Raw genomic sequence first — 23,538 nt, forward strand, 5'->3', positions numbered from 1 at the left:
GTGCCGTCCCCGGGCTGAGAGACTGGTGCCATGCCCCATCCGCTCCTCCCGCACACCTTCGATCTCGCCCGCATCGGCGCCGGCCTGCCCGCCGCCCAGCTCATCGATGAGCTGAACCTCGCCGAGGTGGGCCCCGCCCCGAGGTTGGTCGTCGAGGCTCCTCCCGGCACCGGTAAGACCACCGTGGTGCCGCCGATGATCGCCGAACACCTGGCGAAGTTCTCCCCCGGTTCAACCGGCGCTGCCGGATCGTGTGGCACAGCCGATCCCGACAGCTCGACCGGCGTCGTAGGCACGGCACCGGGCCGGATCATCGTCACCCAGCCGCGGCGGATGGCGGCCCGCGCCGCGGCCAGGCGACTGGCTGCGTTGACGGGGACCCGCCTCGGCGAGGTGGTGGGGTTCACGGTCCGCGGGGAAGCGCGGACCTCGACGAGCACGCGCATCGAGTTCGTCACCACCGGCGTGCTCATGGCCAGGCTGCTGCGCGATCCGGAGCTTTCCGGGGTGTCCGGAGTGATCCTCGATGAGGTGCACGAGCGGCAGCTGGATACGGATCTCACGTTCGCGATGTGTCGGGAGTTGGCGGATCTGCGCGAGGACCTCTCCGTCGTCGTTATGTCGGCGACCCTCGATGCCAGGCTGTGGGCGCAGCGCCTCGGTGAGGGTGAGCAGGCACCGGCGACGCTGCTGTCGGTGGCCGCGGATGCGCACCCCTTGGACATCCGGTGGGCGCCGGCGAAGGAGCGTCCCCTCGATGTCAGGGGTGTCACCTGGGATTTCCTCGATCATGTGGCGGCGACGACGGTGCGGGCACTGAGTGAGAACGCATCCGGTGATGTGCTCGTCTTCGCCCCGGGCGCCCGGGAGGTCGACGAGGTGGCTGCCCGGGTGCGGCGGCGCGTGGGGTCAGGTGCCGGCGGTCCCGCAGGCACGGGTGGCAGTTCGGGGACCGCCTCGGCGGTCGAGGTGCATACGCTGACGGGCCGGACTCCGGCGAGGGAACAGGATGCGATCCTCCGCCCGGCCGAAGTGGGCGCGGCCCGTCGGGCGATCGTTTCGACCTCGGTGGCCGAGTCGGCGCTGACGGTGCCGGGGGTGCGCATCGTCGTCGACTCCGGGCTCGCTCGTGGACCGCGGTTGGATACACGGCGGCGCATGTCGGGGCTGGTGACGATGCGCGAATCGAAAGCCTCTGGCACGCAGCGCTCCGGTCGTGCGGCGAGGCAGGGGCCCGGTGTGGCGTATCGCTGCATGTCCGAAGCCGATTGGGCGAGCCTGCCCGAGCACACTCCGCCCGAGATCGCGACCTCCGACCTCACTTCAGCGGTGCTGGCCCTGGCTGTCTGGGGCGGGGATGAGTCGCTGCTGCCCGAACCGCTGCCGGAGCGGCCGACGCGGCAGGCGGTCGACAATCTCACGGCGATCGGTGCCGTCGAAGTACCCGGCAACTCTGACGGTTCGGACGGCGAGCGCGGCCCAATCGACGACGCCGGCGAGCGCGACTCCGACGCCGGTGAGCGCGACGGCGCGGCGGCCCCCGGCCTCCCGATCTCTGCCCTGCGTGTGACCGAGACCGGGCGGGCGATCGCCGCGATTCCTGCCTCGGTGTGGTCGGCACGGGGTCTCCTCGACGGGGCGGCGCTGCTCTCCCCCGAACTCGCGGCCGAGGCCATCGCCGTCATCGAATCCGATCAGCGGTCGCCCGGCGCCGATCTCGTCGCCCTGCTGCGGCAGCTGCGCCGCAGCAAGGATGCGCGCTTCGTCCAGGATCGGAAGCGCTTCGCTGCGATCGCACACGAATTCGCGTCGTCCAGCGGTGGAGAAAGCGGCGACGTGTCCACCGCGTCCCGTCACAGCGCTCCGGCGACCGCCTCGCCGACTGCCTCGTCGGCCGCCCAGTCCGAGGCCCGCCCCGCTCTCGGCCCCGACGATCTCGGTCTCGTCACCGCCCTGTCCTATCCTCTGCAGATCGCGCGTTTGCGCAGCGCCTCGGACTCCGAGTACCTGCTGGCCTCGGGCACCGCGGCCAGCCTGCCGCGCGATTCGTCTCTGCAGGGCAGCCGATGGCTGGCGATCGCCGAGGTGGGGCTGGCCGGATCGCGCGCTATCATCCGCTCCGCGGTGCCGATCGATGAGGACACCGCTGAACTCGCCGGTGCCGGTCTGCTGCATACGGAGGAGACGGCCACCTTCGCAGGTGGGAAGGTGCGTGCGGTTCGGCGCAGCCGCCTCGGCGGAATCGAGCTCTCGGCCACCCCGATCCAGGCGAGCTCCGAGCTGGCGCGCCGCGCCATCGCCGATTCGGTGCGCGAGCGCGGAGCCCGCGAGGTGCTGCGCCCGTCGGAGGCCTTCGAATCGCTGCGCGCCAGGATGGGACTGCTGCGCACTGTGTTCGGTCCGCCGTGGCCGGACGTGACCTGGGGGCATTTGTCGGACACTCTCGATCAGTGGTGCCCGGAGGCGCTTGATCGGATTGCGCGGGGCGCCGATCCCGGCAAGGTGGATCTCGTCTCCGCTCTGCGAACTCTGCTGCCCTGGCCCGAGGCGGCCCGCCTCGACGAACTCGCGCCGACCCATCTCGAGGTGCCCAGCGGGTCACGTATCCGCCTGGACTACCCGGATCCCGACCGCGCCGGGTCGAGTGCGGACGACGAAACTGTACCTCAGCCGACCCAGCTCCCGAGCCCGATCCTCGCGGTCAAGCTCCAGGAGTGCTTCGGGTGGACCGATGTCCCCCGCATCTGCGACGGCCGGGTGCCGGTGACGATGCATCTGCTCTCCCCCGCCCGGCGGCCGTTGGCGGTGACCGGAGACCTCGCATCGTTCTGGGCGAATGCGTACGCCCATGTCAGAGCCGAAAACCGGGGTCGCTACCCGAAGCATCCGTGGCCGGAGGATCCTCTGACCGCACCCGCCGCGAAGGGCACGAAACGGTCCGGGCGGTGATCCGTCCGGCGTCACCGGCGGGAAGAATGCGAGCACATCCGCGGTCTGGGACAATGATGCGGTGACATCCGCACCCTCCTCCACCGCTCCCGCCCCGTACACGGCGGAGACCGAGCGTGCCGACCCTCGGTCGGGCCACCTCGGTGATGGTGTCGTGCCTGCTTCGGTCTGGCGGCCGTTGCGTGATCAGCACGAGCATCGGATCGCCGAGCGCACGGATGCGCACATCGCCCGCCGGATGCGGCAGGAGACCCATCCGGTCGAGGATTTCCTCTTCACCTACTACCCGTTCAAGGTCGGGCAGCTGAAGAAATGGCATCCCGGTCCGGGCGTGCGCGTCGAACTCGCCGAGGCGGCCGATCACCGGTATTTCGATCGTCGTTGGTATCGCATCGACGAGGCCCGGAACTTCGCCGAGGTGGATCTCGAGGCTTGGCGGACCGACCGTGGGGATGGGGCGAAGTTCATCGCCTCCCTGCTGTCATCGACGCTTGATCGGGAGGCGAATTTCGGGTGCTTCGGCATCCACGAATGGGCGATGGTCTACCAGCTCACCGACGAGCAGCGCCGGCATCAGCAGGTGCCGCTGCGCCTCAGCCCCGCCGAGACCGATGCCGTCGTCGAAGGCCACCGGATCCAGTGTTCGCACCATGATGCGTTCCGCTTCTTCACCGAACCTGCCCGCCCGCTCAATACTCTGCAGCCGAGCAGGGAGGGCATGATCGCCAATGAGCAGCCGGGCTGTCTGCATGCGGGGATGGATCTGTACAAGTGGGCGATGAAGATCTCACCGATCGCTGATTCGGACCTCGTCGTCGACTGCTTCGATCTGGCGCTCGACATCCGCACCCTCGATATGGAGGCTTCCCCCTACGATCTGCGGGGGTGGGGTTACGGTGTCGTCGCCATTGAGACCGCTGCGGGCAAGGCCGAGTACATGGATCGGCAGAAGGAGTTCTCGAACAGGGCGCAGGGGCTGCGGCGTCGGCTGCTCGATGCTCTGGCCGCCGCCGGAATCCATCCGCGCTGACGTTGGAGCCCATCCGCGCTGAGGCTGCGCCACAACCCGGACACGCTGTCTCCTGCCTGACCACACCGCTTACGATGTGCCGTATGCGCGCCATCGTCTTCGACCAATTCTCCGTCCGCCCTCAGCTGCTCGACATCGACGCTCCAACCGCACCTGATGCGGGAGTCGTCATCGACGTCGAAGCCACCGGAGTCTGCCGCAGCGATCATCATGCCTGGTCAGGACACGATTCGACGATCACCCTGCCGCACGTCCCCGGGCATGAGCTCGTCGGTCGGATCGCCTCGGCGGGGGCGGCGGTCACTGGCTTCACCGTCGGTCAGAGGGTGACGGTGCCCTTCGTCTGCGGGTGCGGAACGTGCCGGTGGTGCGTCTCGGGAAATGCGCAGGTCTGCCCGAATCAGACACAGCCTGGCTTCACACATTTCGGGTCGTGGGCCGATCAGGTCGTCATCCACAATGCCGATGCGAACCTCGTGGCCGTTCCCGAGGACCTGCCCGCAGCGGCGGTCGTCGGGCTCGGCTGCCGGTTCGCCACGGCCTTCCACGGACTGCGCACGCGTGCTCGACTGGCCGCCGGTGAGACGGTGGCCGTGTTCGGCTGCGGCGGGGTGGGGCTGTCGGCGATCATTATCGCCCATGCTCTCGGCGCGAAGGTCGTGGCCGTCGATGTCAGCGATGCCGCACTGGCCTCTGCTCGAGACCTCGGTGCCGCACAGTGCGTCAATGCCCGCGATCTCGACCCCGATGCGCTGAGCGCCGAGGTGGTCGCGCAGTTCGCGTCGACCAACCCGGACGGGGTGGACGTGACCGTCGACGCCCTGGGACGGGCGGACACGATCCGGGCGGCGATCGGGGCCTTGGCTCCTCTCGGTCGGCACGTGCAGATCGGGCTGCTGCCGGACGAACCGGTCGTCGATGTGCCGCGGGTGATCGCGCTCGAGCTCAGTGTGCTCGGCTCGCACGGGATGGCTGCTGCGGACTATCCGGAGCTCGTCGACCTTGTCGTCGACGGCCGACTGCGCCCGCAGGATCTCGTCACGAACGTCATCGGGCTCGATGAGGCGCCGGCGGCGATGGAGGCGATGAACACCCCGGCCGGTGCAGCCGGGATGACGATCATCGACCTGGCGCGGTAGCGGTCAGGCTGGGCGGCAGTCGGGCCGGCCAGGTGGCCGTCGGACTCGCGCAGTAACCGTCAGACCGGCACGACTCGGTCCTCAGACCATGACGGCGAGGACAACCGAGTTCTCCTGCCCGGCCCAACGGCCCAGCAGCAGGCCGCCTTCGGAGCTTTCGACGGGTGAGTCAAGGTTGAGCTGGTAGAGCATCTCCACGTCACCGGCACCGGACAGCGGTCCGGTCCCGAAGGCGTGGGCCACCTCGGTGATCTCTTCTCCGCGGTTTCCGGCATCGTCGACGCGGTACTGTTTGGCCGAGGTTCCGGCGGTGGCGATCGCATCGTCGAGGCGCTGCCGGAACACCGGGTCGCCCATCCCGGCATAGACCCAGCGCTTGCCGAGGATGGAGTGCTCCATATTCGCGACGAATGCATCGTCGGCACCGTCGAGCGGTGCCCCGCGGTAGCTCAGCGGGACCTGGAGGTATGTGTCACCGCTGCGGACGATGTGGACCTCGAGCCCGACCTCACCGGCCGGGTCATCGAAGCGGTAGGACGTGACCTGCTCCAGCGGGTTCGAGGTGAGGTCGAGGTCGCTCGCCCAGTCCTGTTCGGCCACCCATTCGGTGACGACATCGAGTTTGCCGGGGTTGAGCTGAGCTGCGTAGATATCGGCCATGACGGTTCCTCCTGGTGTCTGGGGTCGGATCCCCGACTTCGGCGTCGGGGATGTTCGTAGCGGGTCGGTCAGGCCTTGCGCGTGCCGGGGATCCATTCGCCGTCGACGACTTCGTAGTCGGCGAAGACTGCGGGAGCCTCTTCGCGCATCACCTCACCGATCTTGTTGAAGATGAGGCGGATCTCCTCCTCGGCGCCCTTGGCCGTGCGCATCTCAACGACGTGACGCAGGGACCGCAGGTTCGCGGTGTAGACGATGCCGGTGGCCAGGCCCTCGGGGGCGAAGCGGCGCATGAACGAGGTCATGTGCTTCTTGTGGGAGAACTTCGTGCCCTCCTCGTCGAGTTCGAAGTGCTCGGCCATCCACTTCTGGTGCTCTTCGAGCGTGTCGAGGACCTTGAGGCTGCGCTCCATGAGCTCGGGGTCTTCGCGTGCCCACTCCGGGAACCAGAACGGAATGTCGGACAGGCGGACGTAGCGCAGGGATTCCTGCGAGAAGGCCGATCCCGCACGGTGGCGGATGAGCTCGTGGGTGAGCACGCGGGAGACGTTGTGGAGGACGAAAGTGAAGTTCGCGTGTTCGAGCACGGACCCGTGCTGGGACTTCACGACATTGCCCAGATACTGGGCGGAATCGGTGCGCACCCGTGAGACGTTCGGGTTGAGTCCCGGCTCCCACGACCGGTAGCACATGCGTCCGGAGAACTCGAGAAGATCCTCGGCGTCGGGAGATTCCGCATCTTCGACCCGGTCCGCCCAGGACGATCCGCCGACCTCGTCGAGGTAAGTCCTCATCGCCTCCCAATCGATGCTGGGCTTGGCGAGCAGTTCAACGGACGGTTCGACCTGGCGCATGGCTCTCCTTGAGAAGGCGACGTGTTTGACTCCCAATCCTACAGACCCAACGAGCGTGATTCGTCGGCCGGCCCGTGTCGATTTTCTCCCCGGTTCACCCGTCGATATCGACGGCCCTGACCCGGCGGAGTTCGTCGAGGATCCGCAGCGTACCGAACTCGTCCACGACGAAAGCCTGCGCGTCCTCGGCTTCGACTATCACCGAGGTGGCTCTGCCGTCCTCGTACACGACCGCGGCATGGTCATCGATGGCGGTCCCCGGGCTGGGCAGGCTCCCATCGGCGATCCACCGGAGGAAGGATTCCTCCCGGCCGGGTTCGCTGTGGAAATGCGGGCAGGTGCTGCCGGTGAGGAACCCGAGCCCGTCCGTCAGTGGGGCCAACGGGCCGAATGAGTCCGTCGAGGAGGCCTCGAACCAGCAGTTGGCACCCGCGCTGATGCCCGCGAGGATCGTTCCGCCGGCCGCGGCACGGCGCAAGACCTCGTCGACTCTGTGCCGGCGCCACAGGCTGAGCAGGTTCGCCGTCGATCCACCGCCGACGTAGATGAGGTCCATGCCTTCGAGAATGCCCGGGTCCTGGTAGTCCCACGGGCTCTGCCCGAACAGGGAGAGGACGTGGGTCTGCGCCCGGCCCGCGAATGCCGCTTCGAAGCGCTCGATGTAGTCGCGGCTGTCGCCGGATGCCGTGGGCACGAAGCAGACCCGCGGGAGCGCGGCGGCGGCATCCTCGACTGCGGCATCCTCGGACACGGAGCCGTTACGTGAGCGGCGATTGCGGGCCATCCGCAGGAGTGCATCGTCGATGGCCGACTCTCCGGTCTCCGACATCGAGAACCCGCCCCCGCCGAGGGCGACGATCGTGCCGCGAAACTGACCGACCGCCTCGGCGATGTCTGCGGCGGGTGCCAATGTCGTGTCATCCCGCGGCGCGGTACGCGCCGAATCCGCCGTCACGGGACCCGGTGCGTCCATTTCTCTGTGCCGAACTTCTCGTCGACGAGTTCCTGCGCCCGTTGCAGCTCGGCGTCGGTGTATGTGCCGTAGGTGGCTCCGTATCGGGTGGCGAAGGTGTCGGCCATGACGTCGATGATGTCCTTGCGGGCTTCACCGGTCTGGCTGCGCAGCGGATCGACGCGCTTCTTCGCGCTTGCCACGCCTTTGTCGGAGATCTTGGCCTCGCCGATGCGCAGGACTTCGACCATCTTGTCGGCGTCGATGTCGTAGCTCATCGTGGCGTGATGGAGCAGTGTGCCGTCGCGCATCCGCTTCTGTGCCGCACCGCCGATCTTTCCGCCGGTCGAGGAGATGTCGTTGATCGGTTTGTAGAAGGCTTCGACGCCGAGGGACTTCAGCGCTGCGAGCACCCATTGGTCGAGGAAGACGTAGGACTCTTCATAGTCGAGACCGGCGACGAGGGCGGGCGGGACGAACATTGAGTAGGTGATGCAGTTGCCGCCCTCCATGAACATGGCTCCGCCGCCGGAGATGCGGCGCACAACCTGCACGTCGTGCTTGTCCACACCTTCGGGGCGCAGTTCGTTGACATAGGACTGGAAGGCGCCGATGACAGTTGCGGTGTCGTCCCATTCCCAGAACCGCAGGGTCGGTTGGCGGCGACCGGCCGCGACCTCCTCGAGCAGCACCTGGTCGAGGGCGACGTTGAGTTGGGTGGGCAGCACTTCGCCGCGGATGACCTGCCAGTCGAAGTCGGTGAAGTTCGCGGCCGAACCGAGGGCACGGCGGACGACCGTGGCGATATCGGCAGTGGAGAACCCGTGCATCGCCAGTTCCGAACCGTAGCCTGCCAGCGCCTCGTCGAGGCGTCCGCGCAGGACTGCATTGTCGGCGTTGACACTGGCGCCGACGAGTGCCGGGGCAAGGTCGAAGTACGCTTCTTCCGGTTCGAGGAAGAAGTCGCCGGAGATCTTCACCTCGGTGATGGTCTTGCCATCTGTCACTACGTCGGCGACGACGAGTTTGCCGCCGATGACCTTGTATTCCCCGTGGAAGTGCTGTGCTTCGTTCGTCATGTCTCCAACCTACTCCCCTGTCAGTGCGTTCCACAGAAAGCGGTAGCTCAGTGCCCTGGTGAACGCCGTCTGCTCATTGTCGGAAGCGGCCGAGTGTCCACCTTCGGTGTCTTCGAAGAACCACACGTCGTCGATCCCCATTGACTGCATCCGGGCGGTCATCTTCCGTGCCTGGACCGGTCCGACACGGTCATCGGAGGTTGCCGTCCAGAACAGCACCGGCGGGTAGATTCGGCCCTCTTCAAGGAGGTGGTAAGGGGAGAAGTTCTTGATGAACTCCCAGTCCTCGGGCACATCCGGATCACCGTATTCGGCCTTCCACGAGTAGCCGGCGCTGAGCTTCGTGTACCGGGCCATGTCGAGCAGCGGGACGCCGCAGGAGACTGCACCGAAGAGTTCGGGGTACTGGGTGAGCATGTTGCCCACGAGCAGTCCGCCGTTGGAGCCGCCGGCACAGGCCAGGCGCTGCGGACTCGTCACCCCGCGATCGATGAGGTCGCGAGCGACGGCCGAGTAGTCCTCATAGCAGCGCATCCGGTTCTCCCGCATCGCCGAGGTGTGCCACTCGGGTCCGTACTCGCCTCCACCGCGGATATTGGCCAACACGTAGACCCCACGTCGACGCGTGCAGCCGTTGGTGGTGCGGCCCAGCCAGCCGAGGCCGACGACGGGCGAGTAGCCGGGGGTGCGGCTCACTTCGAAACCGCCGTAGCCATCGAGCAGCGTGGGGTTGGCTCCGTCGAGGATGATATCGGCAGCTGCGATCTGGAAGTACGGGATCTTCGTTCCGTCCGCACTGGTGGCGAAGTGCTGTTCGACGCTCAGCCCTTCGGTCGGGAACAATGCGGGGGCAGTCTTGACCACCTCGGCGACGGGACTTTCGCGGGTATCGATCGAGGCCGTCCCGTCGGGGTGCTCACTGGTCGCGCCGGTCGAATCCGCGCCGGCCGCTCCCGCCGAAACCGTTCCCAGTGTCCCGTACGACAGGGTCGAGGGAGTGAGGAAACCGGTGCTGACCATCCAGTAGTCATTGGCCGTGGCCGGATCGAACTTGTCGACCGAGCCGAGGCCGACCATGTGATTGGCGGGAACTCCCGGCAGGGCGGACTCGGCGAAGTCGTTGTTCAGGTCGAGCACGGTGAGCTTCGACTGCACGTCGGAGAGCAGCTCGAGCACGAGGTAGTCGCGGGTGAAGGTGAAGGACTGCAGTGAGGTGTGGGCGTCAGGAGCGAAGATCACGCGTGGGGTGATGTCGCCGTTCTTGACCGCCGCGACGTCGGCGACTGCGAGCCCGCCGGCGGGCACCTCGGTGGTGGCAGTGTGCCAGCTCGACTGGGGACGGAAGAGCATGAGGTCGCGTTCGAAGCCGACCTCGACATCGGTGGGCACATCGACGCAGGTGAGCGTGCCGGCCCATGTTTCCGGGTCAGAAGACAATGTCTGCTCGGCGGTTCGGATGTCGTCGAGGTCGAGGTAGCTCACCCGGGAATTGAAGAAGTCGAGGGCGTCGACGATGACGGCGCGGTCCGTGGTCTCGGCACCTGGGCGAACGTCGCTGCCGACGAAGATGGCGACGTGGTCGCGGGGCACCTCGGCGACGATCGGGGCCTCGGTTACGGCCTGTCCGCGTGTGAGCACTCGAGCTTGGCGGGGGTAGGACGAGGTGGTCAGCGAATCGGCGTCGGTCTCGGTGGCCACGAGCAGGGTGTCGTCGTCGAGCCAGGCCAGGCGGGTCTTCGCAGCGGGGATGTCGAATCCGCCGTCGACGAAGGCTCTGTCGTCGAGGTCGAATTCGCGGACCCGGTGCGAGTCTCCTCCGTCCGGGGAGAGCAGTACCAGTGCGCGGCGGTTGTCGCTGCGACGGACCATGGCACCGGACCAGACCCAGGCGGTGTCTTCGCGGGCGGCAAGTTCGTCGAGATCGAGCAGCACATCCCAGTCGGGCTCCGCGGTGCGGTAGCTGTCCCAGGTGGTGCGTCGCCACAGGCCTTTGGGATTGGTTTTGTCGCGCCAGAAGTTATAGAGGTGGTCGCCGCGCTTGGTGACCATCGGGATCCGGTCATCGGAATCCAGTGCCGTGCGCAGATCTCCGGCGATGGCGTCGAAGAGCCCGTCCTGGAATCGTTCGAGCGTCCGAGCGTTCTGGTCTTTGACCCAGGCAATCTGCTCGTCACCGTAGATGTCTTCCAGCCAGAGGTTCTCGTCCTCGGGCAACTCAGCGCTCGTCGTCGGGGCTGTCAGTGTGGGGTCTTCTTCACGCATGGCCCCATCCTAGTCACCACGGCTGACGTGGCGGATTCGCGTCAGGCATCCTGTGCATCACCAGGCCGGGGCGACCGTTGGGTGCTTCAGGACCGTGCCCGAGTTCGGTGAACCCGAGACTCTGGTAGAGGCGGCGGGCGGGGCTGTCGATGTCGTCGGTCTGCAGCCAGCATCCATACCCTGCGACCGCATGCAGCCATGCCTGGAGAGTGCGCCGTCCGATTCCCTGCTCGCGGCGTTCCGGGTCTCGGGCGAGGAGGTTGAGGGCGAAGGTCGATTCGAGTTCGACGCAGCGTTCACCGAGACTTCTCTGCAGGTCGAATGCCCATGGATACTTCTGCTCTTCCCACTTCCAATGGTGGCCATAGGCGAAGGCGGTCAGTCGTCCGTCGGCTTGGTTGCGCGCCAGCGCCATCACGACCTGCCCCTTTTGGACAGAGACTTCGTAGACATCGGCGAACAGCGCTGCGAATTTGGGATCTTCGTTCAGCGGGGGTTCTGCGGCGGCTGCGCCGTAGATGGCTTCGACTTCTTCCCGCGGCGGCAGCACACCGGCAACGCCAGGCCCCGAAGTTACGCCTTGCCAGCGGGGTCCCAGTCCCATCGGGAGTCCCCACACCACTTCGACCACCGTTGCGCTGGGCTGTCTGCCAGGCTCCGGTTGCCCGCTGAAGGCGTTCATGGCCAACACTCTAGAGCAGTGGTGAGACGAACAGTTGAACTTTCGGTGACGACCCGTCGCCCCTTCTCCTCACCGGAAACCTGCGTGATCGAGGATTCCGGTGAGGAGCTGTTCTTCGGCAGAGCTCAACGGCTCATCATCGGCGTCATAGACGTCGACTCCGATGCGGGTGCCGCCGATGACGACGGTCGATGGTTGTGTGGTTCGGCGGATCGACCGCCATGGGAGCAGCACCTGAATCGGTTTGTCTCTGTGCGTTGGTCGTTCCGGACTGCTGCTCGGTGGCGGTGGTTCGGGCTGGTTCCCCGGCGCTGGTGGTTCGCGTCGCCTCCGCGGCGACGGTTGCTCCGGCTGGCTCCCCGGCGGCGGTGGTTCGGGCCGGTTCCCCGGCGGCGCGGTCGTTTCTGCCACGACCTCACCGTGGACGAGCCCCGGGTCGGGGCCGCTGATCGGTTTGGTCCGCGCGCGGTAGTGGTGACCGGTGGGAGTGATCACTTCGAGCGCATCCGGGGTCGCATTGTGGCGCCATCCCATGAGTTCTTTCGCATAGTTGCAGGCGGCGCAGAGACCTGACGAGTTGTCCCAATCCGTTTCACCGCCGGACGCGAACGAGTCGGCGTGATCGGCGTGCTTGATGGGCGCTTCGCACCAGGGCGAGCGGCAGACGTCGTCGCGGAAGGTGACCATGCGCCGGAGCAGGCCCGAGAACTCCCTCCGACGGGAGTCCATCCGCACGAGCTGGCCGTCGGATGGGCGGGTGTAGAGCCTGCGAACGAACATCGCGGCGTCGCTCTCGGTCACGAAGTCCCTGGCCGACTGCGCGGGGATCGGACCGACGCCCGGGAACCATGCCGGGTCGTTCCCTGCCTCGAACAGACTGCTCGCCTGCATGATCAGGTGGATTTCCGTGGGCACAGCAGCTGCCGTCTCCTGCCCGGTCAGACGTTCGACCAGGAGGTCCGCGGTGATCTGATTCTGTGTCCGACCGTCTGCTTCACCTGTCGCGATGAGACTCTGCGCGGCCTTCTGCAGGTTGGAGTAGGCGGCAACAGCCTGCGGCATCGGCAGCAACGCGGTCAGGTAGGCCATGTTTCCCGGTGCTGGGCGCACGGTCACAGTGCGCTCTTCGATGCGGCGCTCGAGATGCTCGACCGCGGCTTTCTGGTCAAGCTTCTGTGCCAGTGCCCGCACTTCGTTCCCGAGTCGCCTGACTCCCACCTCGGGGAGGCGTTCGGCCATGCGTTCGTCGAGCTCGTGCTTCTTCTCGCGAGGCAGCCAGTCGGATTCCTTCACGACGACGCGGGCCTTCTCTTCCGAGATGTCGCCGCCCTTCATCGCCGCATAGGTGCGGGGCAGATCCATGAGCAGAGTGCGCGAGAACTTCAGCAGTCCGTCACCACGGTAGCGGGAGACCTTTCTCGCAAGGCCGACTTCGGCCCCGACACCGAGTCCCTGCTTTCTGCTCGCGACTCCGTCTTCGGCTTCGCGGTTCCGTCGGAGCATGTCGAAGGTCAGAGTCTCCCGAGCCTGCGCAGCCGCGCTTGCCGAGGTCAGTTCTTCCAACGCCGTGATCCGGTCGATGGCCTCTTCCTCGGTCGTTGCCGGGGGCAGTTCGGACAGGCTCGTGCGCCACCGACGGATCTCGGTGAGTACGTTCGGAACCTGCTCTGCTTCCATGACAAAAACTCTACAGGGAGGCACTGACACGACTTTTCCAGTACATGTATCCCCAGGTCAGGCGCTTAACCAGACACCCGCACGGCCACTCCGGCCGCGTCGATCAGCTCAGTTCTTCGCCGGTTGTCTCTCGGGCGAGGAAGATCATGAGCAGCACCGCGGCGATGACGAGCACTCCGGTGAGGATGAACGTCAGGGTGAGACCGAGAACCGGCCACATGAAGGCCCCGAACACGATCGGGGCGATGCCCGTGGCCAGTCTCGACGCCGCTGAGGCCCAGCCGAACCCCGAACCCCGCAGCCGTGTCGGGTAGAGCTCGGAGACGTAGGTGTACAGGGTTGGGATCGCGATCTGGATGACGAATCCGAACCCGATGATCGCCGCCTTCGCCGCAAAAGTGAGTTCGGCTCCGGACGCTTCGATGAACACCGCGGCCCCAACGAGGAGCGCCGCCGCAAGGATCGAGGAGAACCCGAGCACTGCCTTGCGCCCGAATCTTTCGACGATGAGGGCGGAGACGATCACGCCGAGGATGCCGACCGCGGTCATCGATCCCGTCACGAGGAACGCCGCCTGATCGGCCAGGCCCTGCTTCTTGAGGATTCCGGGCAGCCATGTCAGTGCCGCGTAGTAGACAAGAAGGACGGACACGAACAGCGACCACGAGACGAGAGTCGTCTTCGCCGAGTGCTGCCACAGCTGCACGAGCTGGCCGCTGGCGGCACGCAGCTGCCGACTGACCTTGGGGTCGGCCTGGCCTTCGGGTCGGGCACCGTCGCCTGTCCCGACGTGCGACGTCGGTGCCGGTGCCTGTGTCGGTGCTGGTGCCTGTGCCGGTGCCGGCGTTTCATGGGTCCACTCGCGAACATCCGCGCCGGTGCGTTCGACGAGTCGAGCGATGACGGCGTCGGCTTCCTGGTACCGGCCGACCGAAGCGAGGTAGAGAGGAGATTCCGGAATCCCGAAGCGCACCGCCACGGTCAGCAGGGCCGGGACGATCATGATGAGCATGATCAGTCGCCAATCGCCGAATTCCAGCAGATAGGCGGAGACGAATGCGCACAGAGATGCACCGATCGGCCACCATCCGTCCATAGCGGTGAGCACGCGACCGCGGTGGCGGCTGGGCGTGAACTCCCCGACGAGTGCGTAGTCGACGGGGATGCATCCGCCGAGCCCGAATCCGGCGAGGAACCGGAAGAGGATGAACCACCCGTAGGCGGGGGCGAATGCCCCGGCGACGGTGAAGATCGAGAAGACGAGGAGAGTGAGGGTGAATGCCTTCTTCCGTCCGATGACATCGGCGATGCCGCCCCAGATGAACGCACCGAGAGCCATGCCGATGAGGTTGGCCGTCGCGATCCATGCGGCCTCGCCGACGTTCAGATCCCAGTAGTCGCTGAGCAGCGGGATGAGGAATCCGTTGAGGGCGACGTCCCAGGCGTCGAACATGAAACCCAGCCCGCCGATGATGAAGATGGCACCCTGAGTGCGCCATTTCCACGGCAGGTGAGCGATGACTTCGGAGGCTGTCGGAACCGACGCCGAGGTGGTCGTGTGCACGGGGACACAATACCTCAATTAACGCACAATTGAGTAAATCAGTCGCACTGCAGGACGCACAGCCCCCGCAACCACCCATAACCCCGCGACAGCAGAAGGGCCGGACACTGCAATCGTCGCAGCATCCGGCCCCCTGTCAGCCCGAACCCAGAAGTGTCAGCTTGGAATCACCCCGGAGGCCTCAGGCCAGGCGGACCATCCAGTTATTCTTGTCCTCGGCGCGCCCGTACTGGATGTCGAGCAGCGTCTTGCGGAACTCCATGGTCTTCTCACCGGGCTTTTCGCCGTGGTCGATCGTGTATTCGCTGCCGACGACTCGGCCGATCGGCGTCACAACTGCAGCGGTGCCGCAGGCGAAGGCTTCGACGATGTCGCCGTTGGCGGCGCCCTCGCGCCACTCATCGATCGTCAGCTTCCGCTCTTCAGGCTCGAGCCCCAGCTCGGGAGCCAGGTCGAGCAGGGAACGACGAGTCACGCCGTCGAGGATCGAATCGCCGAGAGCCGGGGTGAGCAGGCGCCCGTCCTTGGTCACGAGCATGAGGTTCATTCCACCGAGCTCCTCGATGTACTTGCCCTCGGCTGCATCGGTGAACAGCACCTGCTGGCAGCCCTGAGCCGCTGCCTCGTTCTGCGCAGCCAGCGAGGCCGCGTAGTTTCCGCCGCACTTGGCGAATCCGGTGCCTCCGGCGCCCGCACGGTTGAAGTTCCGCGACAGCCAGATCGAGACGGGCTCGATGCCGCCCGAGAAGTACGGTCCGGCGGGGCTGGCGATGACGTAGTAGTCGACCTCATGGCTGGAGCGCACACCCAGGAACCGTTCGGTGGCCACCATGAACGGGCGCAGGTACAGGCTCGATTCATCGGCCTCGGATTCCGGAGTGGGCACCCACTGCTGGTCGAGTGAGACCAGGGCCTTGATCGAGTCGATGAAGTCGGATTCCGAGATCTGCGGCAGTGCAAGACGCTCGGCGGACTTGTTGATGCGCGCGGCATTGCGCTCAGGACGGAACGTCCACACCGAACCGTCCGCGTGACGGTAGGCCTTCATCCCCTCGAAGATCTCCTGCGCGTAGTGGAACACTGCAGCAGCGGGGTCGAGGACCAGCGGTCCGTAGGGACGGACCTCGTGTCCGTGCCAGCCGTCATCGAGGGTGTACCTGACATGCGCCATGTGATCGGTGAAGTACAGCCCGAAACCGGGGTCCTTCTTGATGTCCTCGCGCACCAGCTCGGGTTGCGGCTGGACATTCTTGAGAACGGCAAACTCAGTCATTAGAACTCTTTTCTCATTTGTGATGAGTGACACTGTCAGGGTAGTCCATCACCCCGGCGCTCGTCGCACCGGGGTGATGGCTTCATCGTCCCTGCAGTCGGGGATATTCGTCGCTCGGTTCCGCACCTCGCCGAGGCGGTCGCGGCGTTCACGATAATGCCGCCGACCGCGGTGATCGTCCTATCGGGGCGGGACCTCAGCCCAGCCGTGCTGCGATCGCGTCGCCCACCTCGGCGGTGGTCCGCTTCGTTCCGTCACGTTCGGCGAGGTCGGCTTCGACGGCCGCCTCGATCGACTTCGCCACGACGTCGAGTCCGAGGTGGGAGGCCATGAGGGCTCCCGAGAGGATCGATGCCGTGGGGTCGGCGATCTGCTGACCTGCGATGTCAGGAGCCGATCCGTGGATGGGCTCGAACAGGCTGGGCGCCGTGCCTTCGACGTTGAGGTTGCCCGAGGCGGCCAAGCCGATTCCGCCGGTCACCGCAGCAGCCAGGTCGGTGAGGATGTCGCCGAAGAGGTTGTCGGTGACGATGACGTCGTACCGACTCGGGTCCGTGACCATGTAGATCGTGCACGCATCGGTGTGCTCGTAGTTGACGGCCACCTCGGGGTATTCCTGCCCGACCTTCTCGACGACGCGACGCCACAGATGCCCTGCATGGACCATGACATTGTGCTTGTGGACGTAGGTGAGCTTCTTGTTCCGCGACTGCGCACGCTCGAAGGCATCGCGCACGGCGCGCTCGACTCCGTACCAGGTGTTGACCGAGACCTCGGTTGCGACCTCCTGCGGGGTGTCGGTGCGCACCGATCCGCCCGATCCCGTATAGGAGCCTTCGGTCCCCTCGCGGACGACGACGAAGTCGATCTCGCCGGGATTCGCCAGCGGACTCGTCACTCCGGAGAACAGCTTCGAGGGCCGCAGGTTGACGGCATGGCTGAGCCCGAAGCGCATCTTGAGGATGACTCCGCGCTCGAGCACGCCCGAAGGCACGGACGGATCTCCGCAGGCGCCGAAGAAGATGGCATCATGTTTCCGCAGCGATTCGAGCTCTTCGTCGGTGAGAGTCTCGCCGGTTTCGTGCCAACGCTGCGCGCCGACGAAGTAGTCGGTGAGTTCGAGCTCGACGGGCTCGCCCGAGACGTCGATGGCGCGCTGGAGGACTTTGAGGCCTTCGGGGACGACCTCGTTGCCGATTCCATCTCCGGGCATGACTGCGATTGAGAACTTCATAGTCACAGAATAGAACTCCATCTCACCATTCAACTACTGCGTCCTACGATATGGACACGCATCCTCGGCGCACTCCTGTGTCACCATGAACAATTTCACGTCTCAATCACTGTTGCCGGCTACACATCTGCCTCGGCAGCGACGAAGATGGACATAGCACCCCAAACCCCGTGGGGGCGTCCAGATCCCAGCCCCGAGAGAAAGTCGATCATTGACTGAAACCATCCGCAATGCCCGTGCCGCAGCCCTGCCCGCCAAGCTCTCCCGGTCCTGGCTGCTCGTCAACGCTGCCAAAGAGGAGCTCTTCACTCCCGCGCAGACCTCGGAAGCGGATTCCGTCATCTTCGACCTCGAGGCCTCAGTGCCCGACGACAAGAAGCTCGAAGCTCGCGACAACGTGGTGCGCGCGCTTGAGAACGGAATGTCGGCCTGGGTGCGCATCAACAAGATGGAATCGGAATTCTGGGACGACGACCTCGCCGCCGTCGCCATGCTCCCCGGCATGCGCGGAGTGATGCTGCCGGAGACCGAACGCCCCGAACAGGTCTCCTACACCGCCATGCGTGCCAAGGCCGGCCTGCCGGTGCTCGCGCTGCTCGAATCCGCTCGCGGAGTCGAGAACGCCACCCGCATCGCCGAGGCGCCGGGAACCTTCCGACTCGCATTCGGCACGAACGACTTCCGCAAGGACACCGGATTCTCCGGCGACCCGATGGCTCTGGCCTATGCGCGATCACGGCTGACCATCGCCTCCCGCATGGGCGGTCTGCCCGGCCCCATCGACGGCCCGTCTGCCGCCGACGCCGACGATGCGAAGGTCTGGTCCGACGCCGAGGTCACCCACATGATGGGCATGACCGGCAAGCTCGTCCTCAGCGTCGACCAGGTCAACACCCTCAACGAGGCGATGAGCCCGAGCGAGGACGAACGCGACTGGGCCCGCCAGATGCTCGAGGCCGCGCAGGGCGGATCCGAGATCACCGACGGCTCCTACCTGCCGCGTCTGGCCCGTGCGAAGAAGATCGCATCGCTGGCTGACACCTACGGCCTCTGGAACGCCTGATCCGGCAGCCGTCCTGGCTGGTGTGGTCGTGCCTGCCGGCGATCCTGGCCGTCATCGCCTTCGGCCTGTGGCTGCGCCTCGACCACATCGGGCCCACCGGACTCGATGAGTCGTGGCTGAGCCTCGTCGGCATCGATCACGGGAGCGTGCCCTACTGGGTCGCCGTCGCCCTCGCCGAGGTAGGCGGCGGGACCGGTGTGGCCATCTGCACCGGCGTGCTCACCGCCTTCTTCGCTCTCCGCAAGCGGTTCCGCGCCGCGATCTTCCTAGTCACAGCGATGCTCGCGGGCATCGCAGCCTCTGAGGTGCTCAAAGTGATCGTCACCCGGCTGCGGCCCGGCGATCAGCTCTACGAGTCTCTCGGCTACTCCTACCCGTCCGGGCATTCGATGGGCGCGGCCGCCCTGGCGACCAGCCTGGCGATCATCGCCGCCCGTGCCCATCATCTCCGCACCCGCACCGAGGCGGTCCTGCCGCCCCAGCCCGACTCGCAGTCCCAGCCGGCCCCGGCCGCATCCGCGCGGATCGATCCGACCGCATCACCCCAACCCGCCACGAAGATCGGGGCACTGAAGTTCCATTGGTCGTTCGTGCTCGCGGCGGTGTGGATTCTCGCGATGATGTGGTCGCGCACGGCGCTGCAGGTCCATTGGCTCACCGACGCCCTCGCCGGGGCTCTCCTCGGCATCGCCGTGGCCGTCGCCGTCGACGAGATCTGGACCCGGACAGCGATGAGGGCCCGCTCACCTCGGCTGGCCATGTGGCTTGCCGGGTGAACGGGCCCTGTCGAGTCAGCGTCGATCCCTGACGGTCGGCGTCGGACCCTGTCGGTTCAGCCTCAGTCCTCCTGCAGCGAAACACCGGTGAAGGCCGAGGCATTCACGGCACCGGCCACAGCCTTGACGACCTCGTCGGAGACGACCGAGTCCACGGCCAGAACGGAGAGCGCCTCATTGCTCGTCGATGCGGGCGAGACCTGCATGCCGGCGATGTTGACGTTGTTGGCCCCGAGAGCCAGACCCAGCTGGCCGATGATGCCCGGACGGTCCTCGTAGCGGAAGATCAGCAGGTTGTCCGTCAGCTCGATCTCGAGTGAGTACCCGTCGACCTCGGTGAGCTTCTGCACGAGCTTCGGCCCCGTCACGGTTCCCGACACGGAGATCCGCTGACCGGTGCTCGTCGTCGCCGTCAGGCGGGTGATATTGCGGAACGATTCGCAGTACGGGTCGGTGACGAGTTCGACGCCGATCCCGCGCTCCTCGGCCAGCAGCGGAGCATTGACATAGGAGACCTGATCGGACACGACGTCCTTGAACAGACCCTTGAGAGCCGACAGCTTGAGGACGGAGACGTCCTTGTCCGCGATCTCACCGTTGACCTCGACCTTGAAGTGCGTGACCGAGGAGTCGGCCAGCGCATTGACGACCCGACCGAGGCGCTCAGCCAGCGGGATTCCCGGGCGCACATCCTCGTGGATGGCACCACCGGCGACGTTGACCGCATCGGGGACGAGTTCGCCGGCCAGGGCCTTGCGCACGGACTTCGCGACGGCCACACCGGCCTTCTCCTGCGCCTCGTGCGTCGAGGCGCCCAGGTGCGGGGTGACGTTGACGGCGTCGAGGTCCATGAGCGCCGAGTGCTCCGGCGGTTCGACGTTCCAGACGTCGATTCCGGCTCCCCCGACCTCACCGCTGGCCACGGCCTCGGCCAGGGCCGCCTCGTCGATGATGCCGCCGCGGGCGACGTTGATGAACCGGGTTCCGGGCTTGGCGGCCTTGAGCTCCTCGGTGCTGATCATGCCGACGGTCTCCGGCGTCTTGGGCATGTGCACGGTGACGAAGTCGGACACGGCGAGCAGACCAGGCAGGTCGAGGACCTCGACGCCCATCTGAGCCGCACGGGCCTGAGTGATGTAGGGATCGTAGCCGACGAGGCGCATGCCGAAGGCCTTCGCGCGCTCGGCGACGAGTCCGCCGATGCGGCCGAGGCCGACGATGCCCAGGGTCTTCTCGTAGAGTTCGACGCCGGTGTACTTCTTCCGGTTCCATTCCCCTGCCTTCAGCGAAGTGTTTCCGGCACCGAAGTAGCGAGCCGAACCGAGGATGTGAGCCATCGTCAGCTCGGCTGCGGAGATGATGTTCGACGTGGGTGCGTTGACGACCATGACACCCGCCGAGGTGGCTGCGGGGACATCGACATTGTCGAGTCCGACTCCGGCGCGGGCGATGACCTTGAGGTTCTTCGCAGCGTTGATGGCTTCGGCATCGACCTGCGTGGCCGACCGGACGAGGATCGCATCGGCGTCGGCGATGGCGGGCAGGAGCTGGGATCGGTCAGCGCCCTCGGTGTGACGGATCTCGAAGTCTCCTCCGAGAGCTTCGATGGTGGCCGGTGACAGTTCTTCGGCGATGAGCACGACGGGCTTGGGCACTGATTTCCTCCTGTTGCGTCCGGGACGCGTCCACCTTATGAGACTTTCAGGATTCCTTCACAAGGTCTCAGATTCTGGGAACAATCGCTCAACAGAACTGCCAGCCGGATCAGAAGCCGTTCGGCGAATACGGCGCCCGGCCGAGACTGAACATCGCACTGGCGAGCACAGCGGACCCCGGTGTGTGCTCATCGATGCGTCCAGCCCGGGCGAGGATGACGGGATCGGCACCGCCGAGGAACAGGGAACCGAGCTCGGCGATGCCGAGCCCCAGATCTGCCGGCGTCGAATCGGAGGCGGGGGTCACCTCGGCATCGGTGCCGTTCGATGTGATCGTGTACCGCCCGCCGGCGAGGTCGAGGGAATCGTCGATGTCGATCGTCAGCGTCCCGGGCACGTACCAGGGTCGGGCCTCGAGCGCGGCCTTGACGTCGAGGATGCGGATCCAGATGTTGTCCTCGCTGGCGACGGTCTTCACGCGCCGCGAATCGGTGAGCAGCCACGGCAGCGGCGAGTATTCGGCGGACTCGCCGAAGGTCACGCGGGTCGAGAGGTCGATGGCGGCGAGGAACGACCACAGGGAGGCGTAGGCCGCATCGGTGGCGGCCACGAAGTCGATGATGTCAACGGTCGGCGGCGACTTCGACCAGCCGGCGAACTTGTAGGACACATAGCCATCGGGCTCACCCTGTTCGTCGAAGTGCAGAGCCGCGCGGACCCCGCGGTCCTCTTCGCCGGTCTCGACGTTGAGGGCACCGGTGGCGCGTTCGATGTAAGTCTGCTGGCGCTCCATCGCCCCGGGCGAGGTGCGCATGAAACGGTGGTAGATCTTCGGAGCCAGTTCGCGCAGCTCACTGGGCAGGCACATCTCGACGCGGCGATCGGGTTCGCGGACCATCTTGAACCCGGGTGAGGTGTCGACCTCGATCGAACGCAGCCAGGTCGCCACGCCGAATCCGAACCGCGAGTAGATTCCGCCTTCGGTCGCGGTCAGCGCGGCGAACGGGTAGCCGGCGGCCTTCGCCTCGGCGAGGTCCGTGGTCATGAGCGATCGGAGGAGTCCGCGACGGCGATGCGTCGGGCGCACCGTGATCCAGGTGATGAGGTGGCCGGGGACCAGTCGGCCGCCGCCGACATTGACGAGCTTTTCGAACCACGCGAAGGTCGCGACCGGGATGGACGAGTCCAGTCCGTGTCCGAACTCCTGGTCGGCGTAGACGGCCGTGAGCTTGCGCCCATCGGCGATCGCCCGCTTCACTCGTCCGACCAGGGCCTTATCCGTGGAGCGGGGGTCGTGGAAGCCGACGCTCGTCGAGGCGAAGTACGCCTTGGTGCGCTCATCCGGATCGCCGGTGGCTTCGTCGATGGTGGGCTCGAAGTCTTCGAATCTGTAATTCGTCACACACCCACAGTAGTCCAGTTCGGTGCCGCCATCGGAAGATTCTCCCGGGTGAATGCGCAGGAGCCCCGGACACCAAACGGTGTCCGGGGCTCCTCTGCTCAGTTCTGCTCAGTGTCGAGCGATCAGACTCAGCGAGCGGCAGTGCCCTCGGTGTAGTCGTCGTCCGAGTCCTTGAGCCATGCGAACATCTTGCGCAGTTCGCGACCGGTGGACTCGATCGGGTGCTGCTCTTCCTTGGCGCGCAGCTCCTTGAACTCCGGTGCGCCGTTCTTCTGGTCGTTCATGAAGCGCTCGGCGAACTTTCCGTTCTGGATGTCGTCGAGGACGCCCTTCATGTTCTCCTTCACCTCGGGGGTGATGACGCGCGGGCCGGAGACGTAGTCGCCGTACTCGGCGGTGTCGGAGCAGGACCAACGCTGCTTGGCGATGCCGCCCTCGACCATGAGGTCGACGATGAGCTTGAGCTCGTGGAGGACCTCGAAGTAGGCGATCTCAGGCTGGTAGCCGGCCTCGGTCAGGGTCTCGAAACCGTACTGGACGAGGTGCGAGACACCGCCGCAGAGCACGGTCTGCTCACCGAACAGGTCGGTCTCGGTCTCCTCGGTGAAGGTGGTCTTGATGCCGCCGGCGCGCAGGCCGCCGATGCCCTTGGCGTAGGACAGGACGGTGTCCCAGGCCTTGCCGGAGGCGTCGACCTCGACGGCGACGAGCACGGGCACACCGCGGCCGTCGACGAACTCACGACGGACCACGTGGCCGGGTCCCTTCGGGGCGACCATGATGACGTCGACGCCCTCGGGAGCCTTGATGTAGTCGTAGCGGATGTTGAAGCCGTGGATGAACACGAGGGTCTTGCCGGGAGCCAGCTGATCCTTGATCTCGCTGTTGAAGATCTCGGCCTGAACCTGGTCGGGAGCGGCGATGGTGATGACATCGGCCCATGCGGCCACCTCGGCGGGGGTGCCGACCTCGAGGCCTTCGGCTGCTGCCTTGTCGCGGCTGGCCGAGCCTTCCTTGAGACCGATGCGGACTTCTGCGCCGGAGTCGCGCAGGCTCAGCGAGTGGGCGTGGCCCTGGCTGCCGTAGCCGATGACGGCGACCTTCTTGCCCTGGATGATCGACAGGTCTGCATTGTCGTCGTAATAGCGTTCTGCTGCCATAGTTCTAGCTCCTTATGCTTACGGGGTGATGTCCCCATTGTTTCACAGTTCGGTATTGCTGCTCACGTTTTGAGATGTCAGGGGTTCCACAAGTTGGAACGCGAAAATCTTCGCCGAGGCGGCCGCG

The 23,538-nt window shown here is 66.1% G+C and carries 18 protein-coding genes; 5 read left to right on the forward strand and 13 right to left on the reverse strand.

All coding sequences use genetic code 11. The features are described 5' to 3' along the window. Positions 1-30: 30 nt before the first annotated feature. The 3 genes from L1F31_RS12440 (at position 31) to L1F31_RS12450 (ending at position 5,118) form a co-directional block, all read left to right on the forward strand. The gene (locus L1F31_RS12440) at positions 31-2,949 is read left to right on the forward strand and encodes an ATP-dependent RNA helicase (RefSeq protein WP_265417596.1); all 2,919 of its coding nucleotides are present in this window, start codon (positions 31-33) and stop codon (positions 2,947-2,949) included. Between the two features lie 61 nt (positions 2,950-3,010). Then, positions 3,011-3,979: a 3-methyladenine DNA glycosylase gene (locus L1F31_RS12445; RefSeq protein WP_346732463.1), complete on the forward strand. Its 969-nt coding sequence runs from the start codon at positions 3,011-3,013 to the stop codon at positions 3,977-3,979. Positions 3,980-4,062: 83 nt separating this feature from the next. Next, the gene (locus L1F31_RS12450) at positions 4,063-5,118 is read left to right on the forward strand and encodes a zinc-binding dehydrogenase (RefSeq protein ID WP_265417597.1); all 1,056 of its coding nucleotides are present in this window, start codon (positions 4,063-4,065) and stop codon (positions 5,116-5,118) included. Between the two features lie 81 nt (positions 5,119-5,199). Here the strand turns inward: L1F31_RS12450 and L1F31_RS12455 are convergent, their stop codons facing one another. The 10 genes from L1F31_RS12455 to L1F31_RS12500 all read right to left on the reverse strand — a co-directional run bounded on the left by L1F31_RS12455 (position 5,200) and on the right by L1F31_RS12500 (position 17,355). Continuing rightward, complete coding sequence (locus L1F31_RS12455; RefSeq protein ID WP_265417598.1) at positions 5,200-5,778, reverse strand: maltokinase N-terminal cap-like domain-containing protein; 579 nt, start codon at positions 5,776-5,778, stop codon at positions 5,200-5,202. A 68-nt stretch (positions 5,779-5,846) separates the two neighbouring features. Then, a complete protein-coding gene (gene thyX, locus L1F31_RS12460) occupies positions 5,847-6,632 on the reverse strand; it encodes an FAD-dependent thymidylate synthase (protein WP_265417599.1) in 786 nt (261 codons plus the stop codon). A 94-nt stretch (positions 6,633-6,726) separates the two neighbouring features. Next, positions 6,727-7,605 (reverse strand): Type 1 glutamine amidotransferase-like domain-containing protein, encoded by an 879-nt coding sequence (locus tag L1F31_RS12465; protein WP_265417600.1) that lies wholly within the window; start codon positions 7,603-7,605, stop codon positions 6,727-6,729. Beyond that, positions 7,584-8,663: a lipoate-protein ligase small subunit gene (gene lplB, locus L1F31_RS12470; protein ID WP_265417601.1), complete on the reverse strand. Its 1,080-nt coding sequence runs from the start codon at positions 8,661-8,663 to the stop codon at positions 7,584-7,586. Before lplB ends, L1F31_RS12465 begins: the two co-directional genes overlap by 22 nt. A 9-nt stretch (positions 8,664-8,672) precedes the next feature. Next, positions 8,673-10,925 (reverse strand): prolyl oligopeptidase family serine peptidase, encoded by a 2,253-nt coding sequence (locus tag L1F31_RS12475; protein WP_265417602.1) that lies wholly within the window; start codon positions 10,923-10,925, stop codon positions 8,673-8,675. Positions 10,926-10,938: 13 nt separating this feature from the next. Next, positions 10,939-11,607 (reverse strand): GNAT family N-acetyltransferase, encoded by a 669-nt coding sequence (locus L1F31_RS12480; RefSeq protein WP_265417603.1) that lies wholly within the window; start codon positions 11,605-11,607, stop codon positions 10,939-10,941. A gap of 69 nt (positions 11,608-11,676) precedes the next feature. Continuing rightward, a complete protein-coding gene (locus tag L1F31_RS12485) occupies positions 11,677-13,284 on the reverse strand; it encodes an HNH endonuclease (RefSeq protein WP_265417604.1) in 1,608 nt (535 codons plus the stop codon). 103 nt (positions 13,285-13,387) lie between these two features. Then, the gene (locus L1F31_RS12490) at positions 13,388-14,848 is read right to left on the reverse strand and encodes an MFS transporter (protein WP_265417605.1); all 1,461 of its coding nucleotides are present in this window, start codon (positions 14,846-14,848) and stop codon (positions 13,388-13,390) included. 181 nt (positions 14,849-15,029) lie between these two features. Next, complete coding sequence (locus tag L1F31_RS12495; RefSeq protein ID WP_265417606.1) at positions 15,030-16,121, reverse strand: branched-chain amino acid aminotransferase; 1,092 nt, start codon at positions 16,119-16,121, stop codon at positions 15,030-15,032. 196 nt (positions 16,122-16,317) lie between these two features. After that, on the reverse strand, positions 16,318-17,355 hold the full coding sequence (locus L1F31_RS12500; RefSeq protein ID WP_265417607.1) for a 3-isopropylmalate dehydrogenase: 1,038 nt from the start codon (positions 17,353-17,355) through the stop codon (positions 16,318-16,320). 211 nt (positions 17,356-17,566) lie between these two features. Here L1F31_RS12500 and L1F31_RS12505 point away from each other — a divergent pair, with 211 nt between their 5' ends. After that, positions 17,567-18,418, forward strand: a complete 852-nt coding sequence (locus L1F31_RS12505) for an HpcH/HpaI aldolase/citrate lyase family protein (protein ID WP_265417608.1) — start codon at positions 17,567-17,569, stop codon at positions 18,416-18,418. Positions 18,419-18,438: 20 nt separating this feature from the next. After that, complete coding sequence (locus tag L1F31_RS12510) at positions 18,439-19,194, forward strand: phosphatase PAP2 family protein (protein WP_265417609.1); 756 nt, start codon at positions 18,439-18,441, stop codon at positions 19,192-19,194. Between the two features lie 62 nt (positions 19,195-19,256). Here L1F31_RS12510 and serA read toward each other — a convergent pair whose 3' ends face one another. From serA to ilvC, 3 genes are all read right to left on the reverse strand, one after another. Continuing rightward, positions 19,257-20,849: a phosphoglycerate dehydrogenase gene (gene serA, locus L1F31_RS12515; protein ID WP_265417610.1), complete on the reverse strand. Its 1,593-nt coding sequence runs from the start codon at positions 20,847-20,849 to the stop codon at positions 19,257-19,259. A 109-nt stretch (positions 20,850-20,958) separates the two neighbouring features. After that, a complete protein-coding gene (locus tag L1F31_RS12520; protein WP_265417611.1) occupies positions 20,959-22,251 on the reverse strand; it encodes a GNAT family N-acetyltransferase in 1,293 nt (430 codons plus the stop codon). Between the two features lie 128 nt (positions 22,252-22,379). Then, positions 22,380-23,411 (reverse strand): ketol-acid reductoisomerase, encoded by a 1,032-nt coding sequence (ilvC, locus tag L1F31_RS12525; protein WP_167197632.1) that lies wholly within the window; start codon positions 23,409-23,411, stop codon positions 22,380-22,382. Positions 23,412-23,538 lie beyond the last annotated feature (127 nt).

Source organism: Brevibacterium spongiae, from assembly GCF_026168515.1.
In the GTDB taxonomy this organism is placed as follows: Bacteria; Actinomycetota; Actinomycetes; order Actinomycetales; family Brevibacteriaceae; genus Brevibacterium; species Brevibacterium spongiae.

Excerpts from the sequence above, each read along its gene's own strand:
- lplB (WP_265417601.1), bottom strand. The coding sequence starts at position 8,663 with ATGACGAACGAAGCACAGCACTTCCACGGGGAATACAAGGTCATCGGC.
- L1F31_RS12500 (WP_265417607.1), bottom strand. The coding sequence starts at position 17,355 with ATGAAGTTCTCAATCGCAGTCATGCCCGGAGATGGAATCGGCAACGAG.
- thyX (WP_265417599.1), bottom strand. The coding sequence starts at position 6,632 with ATGCGCCAGGTCGAACCGTCCGTTGAACTGCTCGCCAAGCCCAGCATC.
- L1F31_RS12450 (WP_265417597.1), top strand. The coding sequence starts at position 4,063 with ATGCGCGCCATCGTCTTCGACCAATTCTCCGTCCGCCCTCAGCTGCTC.
- L1F31_RS12465 (WP_265417600.1), bottom strand. The coding sequence starts at position 7,605 with ATGGACGCACCGGGTCCCGTGACGGCGGATTCGGCGCGTACCGCGCCG.
- L1F31_RS12495 (WP_265417606.1), bottom strand. The coding sequence starts at position 16,121 with ATGACTGAGTTTGCCGTTCTCAAGAATGTCCAGCCGCAACCCGAGCTG.
- ilvC (WP_167197632.1), bottom strand. The coding sequence starts at position 23,411 with ATGGCAGCAGAACGCTATTACGACGACAATGCAGACCTGTCGATCATC.
- L1F31_RS12440 (WP_265417596.1), top strand. The coding sequence starts at position 31 with ATGCCCCATCCGCTCCTCCCGCACACCTTCGATCTCGCCCGCATCGGC.
- L1F31_RS12485 (WP_265417604.1), bottom strand. The coding sequence starts at position 13,284 with ATGGAAGCAGAGCAGGTTCCGAACGTACTCACCGAGATCCGTCGGTGG.
- L1F31_RS12480 (WP_265417603.1), bottom strand. The coding sequence starts at position 11,607 with ATGAACGCCTTCAGCGGGCAACCGGAGCCTGGCAGACAGCCCAGCGCA.
- L1F31_RS12455 (WP_265417598.1), bottom strand. The coding sequence starts at position 5,778 with ATGGCCGATATCTACGCAGCTCAGCTCAACCCCGGCAAACTCGATGTC.
- L1F31_RS12475 (WP_265417602.1), bottom strand. The coding sequence starts at position 10,925 with ATGCGTGAAGAAGACCCCACACTGACAGCCCCGACGACGAGCGCTGAG.